General features: G+C 59.3%; 13 protein-coding genes and 1 tRNA gene. 10 read left to right on the top strand and 4 right to left on the bottom strand.

Going from position 1 to position 12,660, the window contains the following annotated elements; genetic code table 11:
• Positions 1 to 178: 178 nt before the first annotated feature.
• On the bottom strand, positions 179 to 1,843 hold the full coding sequence (locus tag A8O26_RS04980) for an OFA family MFS transporter (protein WP_064117033.1): 1,665 nt from the start codon (positions 1,841 to 1,843) through the stop codon (positions 179 to 181).
• Between the two features lie 220 nt (positions 1,844 to 2,063).
• On the opposite strand from A8O26_RS04980, the gene A8O26_RS04975 reads away from it, so the two are divergent.
• From A8O26_RS04975 to A8O26_RS04950, 6 genes are all read left to right on the top strand, one after another.
• Positions 2,064 to 2,468: an acetyl-CoA sensor PanZ family protein gene (locus A8O26_RS04975; protein ID WP_064117032.1), complete on the top strand. Its 405-nt coding sequence runs from the start codon at positions 2,064 to 2,066 to the stop codon at positions 2,466 to 2,468.
• 78 nt (positions 2,469 to 2,546) lie between these two features.
• Positions 2,547 to 4,772 (top strand): AsmA family protein, encoded by a 2,226-nt coding sequence (locus A8O26_RS04970; RefSeq protein WP_064117031.1) that lies wholly within the window; start codon positions 2,547 to 2,549, stop codon positions 4,770 to 4,772.
• Complete coding sequence (mutY, locus tag A8O26_RS04965) at positions 4,769 to 5,836, top strand: A/G-specific adenine glycosylase (RefSeq protein WP_064117030.1); 1,068 nt, start codon at positions 4,769 to 4,771, stop codon at positions 5,834 to 5,836. The genes A8O26_RS04970 and mutY overlap by 4 nt, the downstream gene beginning before the upstream one ends.
• Complete coding sequence (locus A8O26_RS04960) at positions 5,833 to 6,105, top strand: oxidative damage protection protein (protein WP_064117029.1); 273 nt, start codon at positions 5,833 to 5,835, stop codon at positions 6,103 to 6,105. Before mutY ends, A8O26_RS04960 begins: the two co-directional genes overlap by 4 nt.
• Positions 6,106 to 6,209: 104 nt before the next feature.
• Positions 6,210 to 6,285 (top strand) — tRNA-Phe (locus tag A8O26_RS04955).
• A gap of 124 nt (positions 6,286 to 6,409) precedes the next feature.
• Positions 6,410 to 6,763, top strand: coding sequence for a hypothetical protein (locus A8O26_RS04950; RefSeq protein WP_064117028.1), 354 nt, complete (start codon positions 6,410 to 6,412; stop codon positions 6,761 to 6,763).
• On the opposite strand, the gene A8O26_RS04945 is transcribed toward A8O26_RS04950, so the two are convergent.
• Positions 6,760 to 7,050 (bottom strand): YceK/YidQ family lipoprotein, encoded by a 291-nt coding sequence (locus A8O26_RS04945; RefSeq protein ID WP_064117027.1) that lies wholly within the window; start codon positions 7,048 to 7,050, stop codon positions 6,760 to 6,762. The genes A8O26_RS04950 and A8O26_RS04945 overlap by 4 nt on opposite strands.
• A gap of 76 nt (positions 7,051 to 7,126) precedes the next feature.
• Positions 7,127 to 7,576: a hypothetical protein gene (locus tag A8O26_RS04940; RefSeq protein ID WP_064117026.1), complete on the bottom strand. Its 450-nt coding sequence runs from the start codon at positions 7,574 to 7,576 to the stop codon at positions 7,127 to 7,129.
• A gap of 257 nt (positions 7,577 to 7,833) precedes the next feature.
• Between A8O26_RS04940 and A8O26_RS04935 the strand changes: the two genes are divergently transcribed.
• From A8O26_RS04935 to A8O26_RS04920, 4 genes are all read left to right on the top strand, one after another.
• Positions 7,834 to 8,892: a PDDEXK nuclease domain-containing protein gene (locus A8O26_RS04935; RefSeq protein WP_064117025.1), complete on the top strand. Its 1,059-nt coding sequence runs from the start codon at positions 7,834 to 7,836 to the stop codon at positions 8,890 to 8,892.
• A gap of 68 nt (positions 8,893 to 8,960) precedes the next feature.
• Positions 8,961 to 9,935, top strand: coding sequence for an alpha/beta hydrolase family protein (locus A8O26_RS04930; RefSeq protein ID WP_064117024.1), 975 nt, complete (start codon positions 8,961 to 8,963; stop codon positions 9,933 to 9,935).
• Between the two features lie 28 nt (positions 9,936 to 9,963).
• Positions 9,964 to 10,377, top strand: coding sequence for a hypothetical protein (locus tag A8O26_RS04925; protein ID WP_016986326.1), 414 nt, complete (start codon positions 9,964 to 9,966; stop codon positions 10,375 to 10,377).
• 6 nt (positions 10,378 to 10,383) lie between these two features.
• Positions 10,384 to 10,836, top strand: coding sequence for a hypothetical protein (locus A8O26_RS04920; protein ID WP_064117023.1), 453 nt, complete (start codon positions 10,384 to 10,386; stop codon positions 10,834 to 10,836).
• Between the two features lie 70 nt (positions 10,837 to 10,906).
• Here A8O26_RS04920 and gabP read toward each other — a convergent pair whose 3' ends face one another.
• Positions 10,907 to 12,298 carry a GABA permease gene (gene gabP / locus A8O26_RS04915; protein ID WP_064117022.1) on the bottom strand — a complete coding sequence of 464 codons (1,392 nt, stop codon included), beginning with the start codon at positions 12,296 to 12,298 and terminating at the stop codon, positions 10,907 to 10,909.
• Positions 12,299 to 12,660 lie beyond the last annotated feature (362 nt).

The following is a 12,660-nucleotide window of genomic DNA, read 5'->3' as shown; positions in this document are numbered from 1 at the left end:
AATGCCCGGCTGTCGCGGGTAGACATGTCCATACAAGCCATTACAGGCACTGCAAAAACCAATGTGGGAGCGAGCCTGCTCGCGAATGCGGTGGGTCAGCCAACACTGATGTCGACTGACACTCCGTCTTCGCGAGCAGGCTCGCTCCCACAGATTCGGTGTTTATCCAGCTAACACCTTAGTGAAACAGTACCGCCGTCTTCTGCAGGGTTACCCACACACCCCACGCCAACGGAATACCCACTGCCAGCCACGCAGCGATGGCCAACGGCTTGCTGCCCGGCGCGGCTTTCCACTCCAGAACCGTGCTGGCATCAGCACCTTTGTCGTGACCCAGCGCCTGTTCGGCGGCCAGTTCCGCGTCGGTCATGAAGTACTTGTCGGCCACCGGACGCACCAGCAGGTTGCAGAGGAAACCCAGCACCAGCAGACCGGCGAGGATGTACAAGGTGATGTCGTAAGCGGCAGCGCGTTCAACGCCGATGCTCAACTGATATTCACGCAAGTAGTTCACCAACACTGGACCCAGTACGCCAGCCGCAGCCCAAGCCGTCAGCAGACGACCGTGGATCGCACCGACCATCTGCGTACCGAACAGGTCGGCCAGATACGCCGGCACCGTGGCAAAACCACCGCCGTACATCGACAGAATGATGCAGAACGCCGCCACGAACAGCGCAACGTTGCCCAGATGGCCCATGTTCGGGATCAGCGCGTACAGGGCAAAACCCAGGGCGAAGAACACGAAGTAAGTGTTTTTGCGGCCCAGGTAGTCCGAGAACGACGCCCAGAAGAAACGACCACCGATGTTGAACAGGCTCAGCAAACCGGTGAAGCCGGCAGCAATCGCCGCAATCGAAGCCAGTTGCCCGGCGTCGAGTTGACCGAACGGCACATCAACGCCCAGCAGTTTGCCGCCGAACACTTCCTGCAGCAGTGGCGAAGCCATGCCGAGGATGCCGATACCGGCGGATACGTTCAGGCACAGCACCAGCCACACCAAACGGAATTGTGGGGTTTTCCACGCCACATTCACGTGCACATGACGATTGGTGATCATCGCATTCGCCGCTTTCTTTGCCGGCGCCGTCCAGCCTTCAGGCTTCCAACCGGTTGGCGGCACGCGGTAAGCCAGAGCACCACCGATCATGAACACAAAGTAGATCGCGGCCATGGCCACGAAGCTCTGCCAGACGCCAACCCCTTCAGCCGAGCCGAAATGGCTCATCAGCGCGGTTGCCAGCGGTGCACCAACCATCGCGCCGCCACCGAAACCCATGATCGCCATGCCGGTCGCCATGCCGCGCTTGTCCGGGAACCACTTGATCAGGGTCGAGACCGGCGAGATATAGCCCAGACCGAGACCAATACCACCGATCACGCCGGAACCGAGCCACATCAGCCAGATCTGGTGAGTATAAATACCCAGCGCCGAGATCAGCAGACCGCCGCACCAGCACAGTGCCGATACCACGCCAGCCTTGCGCGGCCCTGCGTGTTCCAGCCAGCCACCCCAGATCGCTGCCGAGCAGCCGAGGAAGATGAAGAACAGCGTGTAGATCCAGCCGAGCATGGAGATCGGCCAGTCGCATTGCGACGAAAACACTTGTGTGATGAAGCTCATGTCCGGTGCGCAAGCCACCGGAGCGGTCACGCCCAGCGCTTTGGACAGCGGCAACCAGAACACCGAGAAGCCGTAGGCCATGCCGATGCACAGGTGGATGGCCAGAGCGGCCGGTGGAACCAGCCAACGGTTGAAACCGGGCTTGGCGATGATGCGTTCCTTGGACAGGAACGCAGGCTGGTCGGCTTTGAGGCCGTCCGCCGTAATGCTCGTGCTCATTGTGTATCCCCCAATTATTAGTATGGTTCGCCAGCCACTGTTCACCCTCGGCCTTATGCACGCAGGCATGACCGTTTTTTAAGGTGAAGCTCCTTGAAGGCGCGACGTTAAGTCGCAGAAGGACGGACGAACGGGCGAAGGTTACCATTTGCAGGTGACAGAAAAACCAAACTGATATCACCTTTTTTCATGTCATCTGATCTCTATACCGGGGAAACGCATGCCAATCATCGTTCAGGCGCTTGCAGACAGCAGTTATCAGGATCAACAGGATTTGCAGAAAATCTACCGCGACGCTCCGCCGTGGCTGTTCGCGCCGTTTTCCGGGGAGATCGATCTGATCGAGCGCAGCCTGGCTGACGGTTGTTTTATTGCCGGACGTTTCAATGATCGCCTGCTCGGCGCAGCGCGCCTGCAAAGGCACCATGACGTTTGGTACTTGTCCCATTTATGCGTACGAAAAGTTACCCGTCGCCGTGGGGTCGCTGAACGGCTGGTGAACCAAGCGCAGGAAATGGCGTCGCAAGCGGGGGCCGAACTGCGCCTGCTGGCGCCTGCCGGGCATCTTGAAGCTCAGGCCATCGCAGCGAAGTTGCACGTCCCGCTGGAGGTACTGGCAACATGACGCCACACCGAACCGGGCATTTGCAGCGCTATACTCCCCGGCTAAATTACGAATTCGACTAATTACAAGGACTCGCCCATGAAAGCGTTCGGCAAAATCCTGGGTCTGGTACTTCTCGGGTTGTTGCTGATCATTGTGGCGGCAGGTTTTGCCCTGACCCACCTCTTCGATCCCAACGACTACAAAGACGAGATTCGCCAGATAGCCCGCGACAAGGCCCACATCGAGCTGACGCTCAATGGCGATATCGGCTGGAGCCTGTTCCCGTGGCTCGGCCTGGAGTTGCACGAGGCCAGCGTCGCCACCCTGGTCAAACCTGCCGAACCGTTCGCTGATCTGCAGATGCTCGGCCTGTCCGTGCGCGTGCTGCCGTTGCTGCGCCGCGAAGTGCAGATGAGCGACGTACGGGTCGAAGGCCTGAACCTGCGCCTGAACCGTGACAAGAACGGCCACGGCAACTGGGAAGACATCGGCAAGGTGCCCGCCCCCGCCGGAGCAACGCCGCCAACCGCTACGCCGGGCCAACCGGCCACCGAAGCCCCTGTTGCAGTGGAAAAACCACCACAGCCGATCCGCCTCGACATCGACAGCCTGACCGTCAACAACGCCCGCGTTGAGTACAACGACGAGCAGACCGGCAAGCAGTTCAGCGCCGAGAGCATCCAGCTCAGTACGGGGCCGGTCCATGACTCGACCAATATCCCGGTGAAAGCCACGGCATTCCTCGGCACCAACCAGCCCGTCCTGCGCGTGCGCACTGAACTCACTGGCGAGTTGCGCATCGAGCGCGCACTGCAACGCTACAAATTCGAAGACATGAAGCTGTCCGGCGAACTGGCCGGCGATCCGTTGCAAGGCAAGACCATGACGTTCGCGGCTCAGGGCCAGATATCGCTGGACAAAGCCGCGAACGTCGCCGAATGGACCGGCATCAAGATCTCCGCCAACCAGTTGCGCGCGTTGGGTGAACTGAAAGCCAACGACCTCGACAAGACTCCGCAGATCACTGGCGGCCTTTCCATCGCCCAGTTCGATCTGGCGAAGTTCGTCGACAGCATCGGCCAGAAACTCCCGGCGATGGCCGAGGGCAGCCTGAGCAAAGTCGAGCTGGTCAGTCGCGTGGCCGCCACGCCAACCAGCGTCGCCTTCGACAACATCAACCTGAAACTCGACGACAGCAGCTTCAGCGGCCGCATCGCCGTCGAAGATTTCGCCAAGCAATCGCTGCGGGCAATCCTCAAGGCCGACACATTTAACGCCGACCGTTACCTGCCGCCAAAATCGGAAAAAGCCGCCAGCGCCACACAAACGCGTCAGGCCGAAGTTGCCAGCACGGAAGCCGATGCCATGGCCGGCGCGGGCTCCACGCCTCTGCCAGACAAACCAAGCAAAACCGCCTGGAGCACTGAACGCCTGCTGCCGGTTGAACGCCTGGCCAAACTCGACATCGACGCTGACCTGACCTTCGGCCAGTTGACCCTCGATAAATTGCCGATCCAGAACGCAGCGCTCAAGGCCACCGGCCAGGGCGGCTTGCTGACCCTGACCAATCTGAGTGGTGAGCTGTACAACGGTGGTTTTGCAGCCAACGGCACCCTCGACGTTCGCCCAGCCGCACCGGTGCTGAACCTGCAGACCAAGCTCAACCGGGTCCCTGTTGAAAAGATTCTCGAAAGCCAAGGCAAGAACCCGCCCGTCAAAGGCCTTGTGACCCTCACCAGCAACGTGACCGGCAGCGGCAACAGCCAGCAGGCGCTCATCGACACGCTCAACGGCAACGCCAGTTTCGTGATCAACAACGGTGTGCTGCTCAACGCCAATCTTGAACAGCAACTGTGCAAAGGCATCGCCACACTCAACCGTAAAACCCTCAGCGGCGAGCCGCGGGGCAAGGACACGCCGTTCCAGGAACTCAAGGGCAACCTGACCTTTCGCAACGGTGTCGCCAGCAACCCGGACCTGAAAGTGCGCATCCCCGGCATGACCGTCAACGGTGACGGCGACATCGATTTACGCGTGCTCGGCATGGATTACCGCGTCGGCATCATCGTCGAAGGCGACACCAGCGCCATGCCGGACCCGGCCTGTCAGGTCGGCGAAAAATTCGTCGGCATCGAGTGGCCGCTACGCTGCCGAGGCCCGCTGGAATTGGGCGCCAAGGCCTGCCGCGTCGACAATGATCGCCTCGGCCAGGTCGCGACCAAACTGGCCGGCGACAAGCTCAGCGAAAAGATCGACGAAAAACTGGGTGACAAAGTCAGCCCGGAACTGAAAAACGCATTGAAGGGGCTGTTCAAGCGATGAGAGCGGAGCAGTTTTCCACGGCGGTGCTGGAATGGTTCGACCGCCACGGCCGCCACGATCTGCCTTGGCAGCAGGACATCAACCCGTATCGGGTGTGGGTGTCGGAGATCATGTTGCAGCAGACTCAGGTCAGCACCGTGCTCAATTACTTCGACCGTTTCATGGCTGCGCTGCCGACGGTCGAAGCGCTGGCCGAAGCGCCGGAAGATGAAGTACTGCACTTGTGGACCGGCCTCGGTTACTACACCCGCGCGCGCAACCTGCAGAAGACCGCGAAGATTGTCGTCAGCCAGTACGGTGGCGAGTTTCCGCGTGACGTCGAAAAGCTTACCGATCTGCCCGGCATCGGCCTGTCCACGGCGGGCGCCATCGCCAGCATCAGCATGGGCCTGCGCGCGCCGATCCTCGACGGCAATGTCAAACGCGTGCTGGCGCGCTTTACCGCGCAAGAGGGCTACCCCGGCGAGCCGAAGGTCGCCAAACAGCTCTGGGCCAACGCCGAGCGCTTCACGCCGCATGATCGGGTCAACGCCTACACCCAGGCGATGATGGATCTTGGCGCGACACTGTGCACACGCAGCAAGCCGAGTTGCCTGCTGTGTCCGCTGGAACGTGGCTGCGAAGCGCACATGCTTGGCCTCGAAACCCGCTACCCGATCCCCAAGCCGCGCAAAGCCATCCCGCAGAAGCGCACGCTGATGCCGATGCTCGCCAACGGCGACGGCGCGATTCTGCTTTACCGTCGCCCTTCGACGGGCCTGTGGGGCGGTTTGTGGAGCCTGCCGGAACTTGACGACCTCGACGACCTGCAACATCTCGCCGATCAGCACGCGCTGACCATGGGCGAGCAGCAGGCGCTGCCGAGCCTTGTCCACACCTTCAGCCATTTCCAGCTGTCCATCGAACCCTGGCTGGTTCAGGTACAGGAGGCCAGCCATCACGTGGCCGAGGCCGACTGGCTCTGGTATAACCTCGCCACCCCGCCGCGCCTGGGCCTCGCCGCCCCGGTCAAAACCTTGCTCGAACGCGCGGCCGCCGTCTTGAATGCAGGAGAGTCGCCATGACCCGCACCGTAATGTGCCGCAAGTACAAAGAAGAATTGCCCGCGCTGGACCGCGTTCCTTTCCCGGGCGCCAAAGGTCAGGATATTTTTGACCACGTCTCGGCCAAGGCCTGGGCTGACTGGCAAAAACACCAGACCCTGCTGATCAACGAAAAGCGTCTGAACATGATGAACGCCGAAGACCGCAAATATCTTCAGGGCGAAATGGACAAGTACTTCTCCGGCGAGGAATACGCCAAGGCCGAAGGCTACGTTCCGCCCGCAGAGTAAACCCCGCAAAATCGGGGCTCGGATCGTAAGCGACGGAATTAATTTAAGAAATTTTAAAAAAGTCGTTGACGTAAATCCGAAAAACCCTTTTAATGCGCCCCGTTGCCCAGATAGCTCAGTCGGTAGAGCAGGGGATTGAAAATCCCCGTGTCGGCGGTTCGATTCCGTCTCTGGGCACCAAATACCGAAAACCCTGAATCGCAAGATTCAGGGTTTTTTTATGCCTGCGATTTGCTGACTACTGTTTTAGGCACTGAACTCGCGCTACCTTGATCGCCCCTTACGGAAGAGGGTCATCCCGGCGATGAACCAGAAACGCACCCGCATTCCCCTGCCCCATCCGCCACCGTACCGCCCAAGCCGCGTGACTTACTGGCTGACCGTCCTCGTTGCCGTGCTGATTATTTTCGCCATCGGCACCTCGATCTGGATGCTGGTCGACAGCTGGCTCAGTGGCTCCATCACCACCAATAACCGCGGCCCACGCAGCACCTACACGCTGGCTCTGCAACCACGGCGGTTCTGGTTTGAGTTCGTGCAGCAGAGCATCGGCACAGTGTTCTTACTGATGATCGGGGTATTCGGGCTGTGGGCTTATCGCAAAGTGCAGGAGCCTGTGCAGCCGCCAAAACGTAAGCGCCGCGCAAAGAAAACCTAAAGTGTATTGATGTAATCGACAGGCAGCAGAACCGTATCCAGCGCGGCATCCACTGGCAGGGATACGACGGTGATGACCGGGCAGACAATCATCATGTAACAGATGACGGCCGCCGGCATGCCATCGCTGCCCCCGCCACGCACGCCCAGCAGGTGCAGGTTGCCATCAACCCCGCGGTAATACTGGGCATCGGACAAGCCATCATTCAAACGCCCGATAAACGTTCCGCAGCCGGTCAACTGCAACACGATGCCTGCAACACCAACAGCCCGAAGAATCCCTTTCAAACCAGCGCTTCCTTACATCACCAAACAAGAGGCGCGGGATTGTACCCGCGCCTCAACTCTGTAATCACACCTATCGCTATCCAGCGTCATTCCAGTGGAACACCAGATTGCGCGCCGTGGCGCTGCCGACGTCTGTCACATCGTGCCGCACTTCGCCGTTTCGAGTGACGACCACGGTGTACTTGCCGGGTGGCAATTGCACGTACACCAGCGGCCCTGTGTGATTGAGGGTCAGTACGGTTTGTCCCGGCGACTTTTCAATCACCACATCAACGTCAGCGGTGTACTCCTTTTGCGCGCCCGCCGAAAACGTCATGTGCAGGTTGTAACCGGTGGTTTGTTGAATGGCCTTCGCCTCATCCTCACCGACCCCGCCGGCCAGATAGCTGATGCCGTTCTGTTGTTGCTGCTGGACTTGCACGCCCGCGTTGTCGATGGGCTCAAGACTGGCTGCCTGCAACATCACTGGAAACAACAATGCGATCACAGCGGCGACGGGCAGCATGAAGGTTAGAACGCGTTTCATGATGACGACTCCCGGGCTCTGGCAGAGCCCAACCGTTACTCCTTTTAGATTTTGCCGAACGCGGCGGGTTTCAGATTGATTGGCACTTGGCGGGTGTACGAAATGGACTACAGCCCTTGCCCGTCAGAGCCGTTTTGCTCGGCAATGTCCTGCAACACCAATCGCCTCTTCCTGCGGATTTCATCGTCTCTCCCGACATACCGCAACCGCGACTATTGGCATGCTTTTGTCTCTGTTCCCAATGACGCGGAAGACCGATGAGCCAGCTAAAACCTGCTGACACGCAAGACCCGAAAATCGATTCATTGCTGGGGGAGCTTGGCGAACTGATTCGTCAGGCACGGCAAAAAGTGCTGCGAGCGGTTGATACGATCCAAGTGCAGACCTGCTGGCAGATCGGCAGGCATATCGTCGAGTTTGAACAGCAAGGTGCCCAGCGTGCGGGCTATGGAAAACAGCTGATTGGCCTGCTGGCGAAGGACCTGACGGCGAAGTTTGGTAAAGGATTTGATGATCGTAATCTGCGATACATGCGCAGTTTTTATCAATTGTTTCCAATTTGGAACGCAGTGCGTTCCGAATTGAGCTGGACCCACTACCGTCGGCTGTTGGGAGTGAACAATGAAAAAGCACGCCATTGGTACATGGACGAATGCGCCAACCTGAACTGGTCGAGCCGCGCCCTCGATCGCCAGATCCTTACGCTCTACTACGAGCGCCTCCTCATGAGTCGAGACAAAGCCGATGTGATCGACGAAGCCACCACCAACATCGATGCAATGAAGTGCAATCCGCGTGAATTCATCCGCGATCCCGTCATGCTCGAATTTCTCGGTCTGCCATCAGCGGGCAAGGTCAGGGAAAGCGGCCTGGAACAAGCCCTCATCGATCACCTGCAAGGCTTCCTTCTTGAGCTGGGCAAAGGCTTTTCCTTTGTCGCCCGACAACAACGCATCAGTACCGACGGCGTCGATCTGTACATCGATCTGGTGTTCTACAACTACCTGCTCAAATGTTTTGTGATCATCGATCTCAAACGCGGAAAGCTCAGCGCCCGCGATGTCGGGCAGATGGACATGTATGTGCGCATGTACGACGAGCTCATGCGCAGCGAGGGCGACAAGCCGACAGTCGGGATCATTCTGTCTGCCGAGAGCAACGATTCGGTGGCGCGCTACTCAATGCTCAAGGGCAATGAGCAACTGTTTGCCAGCAGTTACAAGACAATCCTGCCGAGTGAAGAAGAGCTTCGCGCAGAACTCAATCGCGAACAGGCCTTGATCGAAGAGCGCATGCTCACCCAAGCCACTGATTAAAACCTGCGGATTGTTCCCGGGCGGCGCGCAGACTATCGTTGGCAACTTAGCCGCCAAGGTCGATCGTCATGAGCTGTCAGGACACGCCCGCAATGCAGGATACGCAGTCAAGGTCGCCGACTTTGGCTGCAATGCAAGGTGAGCCTTTCAAGGAAGCGGCTGCCGACGGCTATGTGCTTGGTGGTTTCACCTGGGGCCACACAGCCCCCGATGCTCAGCGCCCCGTGGTCATCATCAACGCGGCTACGTCTGTTCGCTGCCGCCACTACTCGCGTTTCGCGGCATACCTGTTCGCCAATGGTTTTGACGTGATGACCTACGACTACCGTGGCATCGGCGAATCGCGACACGCTTCGATCAAAGGCTTGAACGCCTCATGGACGGATTGGGGCGCACTCGATTTCGAAGCGATGCTCAAACGCGCGCAACGGGAGTTTCCCGGTCAACCGGTCGATGTGGTCGGCCACAGCTTTGGCGGTTGTGCGGCGGGGCTGGGCGAGTCCGGACAGATTATCCGACGGCTGGTCACCGTCGGCGCGCAGTTCGCGTACTGGCGCGATTACGCCCCCGAGCATCGCTGGCGCATGTTCGGCAAATGGCATGTCGTGATGCCGTTGCTGACGCTGTTCTGCGGGTTCTTCCCGGGTAAACGTCTCGGCTGGCTGGAAGATACACCGACAGGCGTTGTGCGCGACTGGAGCACGCCTGCCGCGCGTTACGAAGACCGACCGAGCGGTCGTTCACTCGTGGACAAACCCGGCGCCCTGCCCTTCGCTAATGTCCGCGCAAAAACCCTCGCCCTCAGCATCAGCGACGATCCCTACGGCACGATTCCCGCCATCGAACGCTTGCTCGGCTACTTCGGCAACGCGGCAAAAACCCACCTGCGCATCGAACCGCAGGACATCGGCGAGCAACAAGTCGGACATTTCGCCTTTTTTCGCAGCGCATACCAAGCCACACTATGGCCCATCGCTCTGACCTGGTTGCAAACCGGCGCACTGGCCCCCGACACACCCGGGCGGCAAGTCCCGCGCAGCTGAGCCCTCTCAACGCACGACGGAACACATCATGGCCTCCGCCAACAAGCAGCAAAAACGCGCCACCCGGGCCAAAGCCAAGGCCAAGCAGAACCGCACCAAACGCGCCGAAGCGCCGGTCGAGCTGGACCCGAACGACGACCGCATCGACTTCGAATCGGTGGACCTGACCGAGCTGTTCAAGAAAATGATCGACGCCGAGAAGATCAGCCAGCAAGCCCTGTGCAGCGCCTTCCTCGAAGACCCGTTGCTGGAGCTGGTTTACGAACAGGAAGGCGAAGAAGGCGCAATGGACTTCATCCTTGCCGCACTGATCGAGTATCGCCAGTGGTCGCAGGAAACCGACGAGGCCGGCGCGCTGGCGTGGATCGAATCCCCGGCCTTCCAGGCCGACTATGTGGCGGCGTCCGACGCAATCGCCGCGCAAACCCAACAGAAGAACTGAGTTCCCATGGCATCCCTGAACAAGCAACAGAAACGCGCCAAACGCGCCAAGGCCAAAGCCAAGCAAATCCGTATGGTCGGCCGCAAACCACTGGAACAGGACGAAGACCTCGACCACCTCGCCGAGCCGATCCCGGAATACACCCTGGCGATGTTCAGCAAAATGCGCGACGCCGAAGCCATTAGCCGCAACGAAATGTTGCTGACGCTGCTGCGCGAACTGGCGTTCGTCATCGTTGACCACCCAGAACTGCTGGACATGGAAAACGCCGACAACGAAGGCATGGCCGCCACCCACCTGGCCGCCGACATGCTGATCGACTACCGCATGTGGGCCGAAGGCGTAACGATCGAAGAGGCCCAGGCCTGGCTGAGCGAGCCACAGTTCATCACCGATTTCGGGGTGGCGCTGGATGCTTATGGCAAGTCGGTGGAAGCGCAGGAAGACAAGAGCGAATAAACCCCGCTCACAAACAAAAACGGCCGCTAGTCATCACTGACAGCGGCCGTTTTGCATTACGCGTTGCGGATCAGTTCAACACCACCGCTCCACGTTTTTCCAGCTTGCGACGACGTGCTACCAGCAGACCGGCAGCCACTACCATCAGACTCAGCAGGCCAGTCGCGAGGATTTCCACGCGATGCGCTTCCTGGAACAGCATGATGGTCAGCGCCGCGACGATGAAGATGATCACCGCGTAGGTCAGGCCCGGGAACAGCCACATGCTGAATTCGATTTTCTCGCCGCGCGCCACACGTTGTTTGCGCATGCGCAATTGCGAGAAGGCGATTACCAGGTAAACCAGCAGGGCAATGGCGCCGGAGCTGGCCAGCAGGAATTCGAACACCGCGGCCGGGGCCACGTAGTTGGCGAAGGTGCAGAGGAACGCCGCGCCGGTGGACAGCATTACAGCCCAGTAAGGCGTGCCGCTTTTGTTGGTGCGAGTCGCCATCGCCGGTGCGTCGCCACGCTTGCCGAGGGAGAAGAGCATGCGCGACGAGGTGTACAGCGCCGAGTTCAGGCAGCTGGTCACCGCGACCAGCACCACGATGTCGACGATCATTTTCGCGTTCGGAATGCCCATGCGCTCAAGCACGGTCTGGTAGGAACCGAGGTTGGCCAGCGTAGGATCGTTCCATGGCACCAGGGCCACCACGATGAAGATCGACACGAGGTAGAACAAGCCGATCCGCCAGATCACCGAGTTGGTGGCCTTGGAGATCTGCTTGCCCGGGTTCTTCGATTCTGCGGCCGCAATGGTCACGATCTCGGTACCCATGAAGGAGAACATGGTGGTCAGAATTGCACCCAGCACCGCGCCCATGCCGTTTGGCAGGAAACCGCCGCTGTCGAACAAGTGCGAAACACCGCTGACCTGGCTGTTCGGCAGGAAGCCGAAGATTGCCGCCAGACCGAGGATGATGAAGCCGATAATCGCCAGCACTTTGATCAGCGCGAACCAGAATTCGAACTCGCCGTAATTCTTCACGCTGAACAGGTTGGTCACGGTCAGCAACAGGGTGATGACCAGCGCAAACGCCCAGATGCCGACATCAGGGAACCAAGCGTGCAGGATGGTTGCAGCGGCGTTGGCTTCCAGTGGAATCACCAAGACCCAGAACCACCAGTACAGCCAGCCGATGGTGAAACCGGCCCAGTGCCCGATGGCACGGTCGGCATAAGTCGAGAACGAACCGGTATCCGGCGAGGCAACAGCCATTTCGCCGAGCATGCGCATCACCAACACCACCAGCGTACCGGCGGCGGCGTAAGCCAGCAGCACGGCAGGGCCGGCGGCAGCGATGGCGTGGCCGGAGCCAACGAACAGACCGGCGCCGATCACACCGGCGATCGACAACATAGTCACATGACGCGGTTTGAGCCCCTGTTCGAGGCCATTGGAGCTTGGGGTACTGCTCATCGAAACTACCTTTGCGAGGAAAGCGATTGCGTCCGGCCCGTCTGGTATTTTCTTTCTCGTAAAAAGAAACCAACGGGGCGTTCCAGATTCTGCACGCAATAAATGCGCCAAAATGTTTCAAAGTCTTCTGGAATGCGGTTTTGCGCGCGACCGGACAGTCATCGCAAGTCCTTGAGATTAATGGCTATTCGCCAGAACGTTACCCTGCGACTCACTTTCAAGACGAATTCGCGCACCAGAAACACACTGAAAAAGTGTGGGATGCACAATAAAAGGGCGAATCAGGAACGTTCGGCCGGATAGCGCTTCCAACACCCCGCCAAAGCTGGCAACATCGCGCCTTTTTTTACGCGACACCCACG

Origin of the sequence: Pseudomonas fluorescens (assembly GCF_001648775.1) — a bacterium.
In the GTDB taxonomy this organism is placed as follows: Bacteria; Pseudomonadota; Gammaproteobacteria; order Pseudomonadales; family Pseudomonadaceae; genus Aquipseudomonas; species Aquipseudomonas fluorescens_M.
Note: the sequence above shows the minus strand (reverse complement) of the source record. Positions and strands in the feature narration are given on the sequence as shown.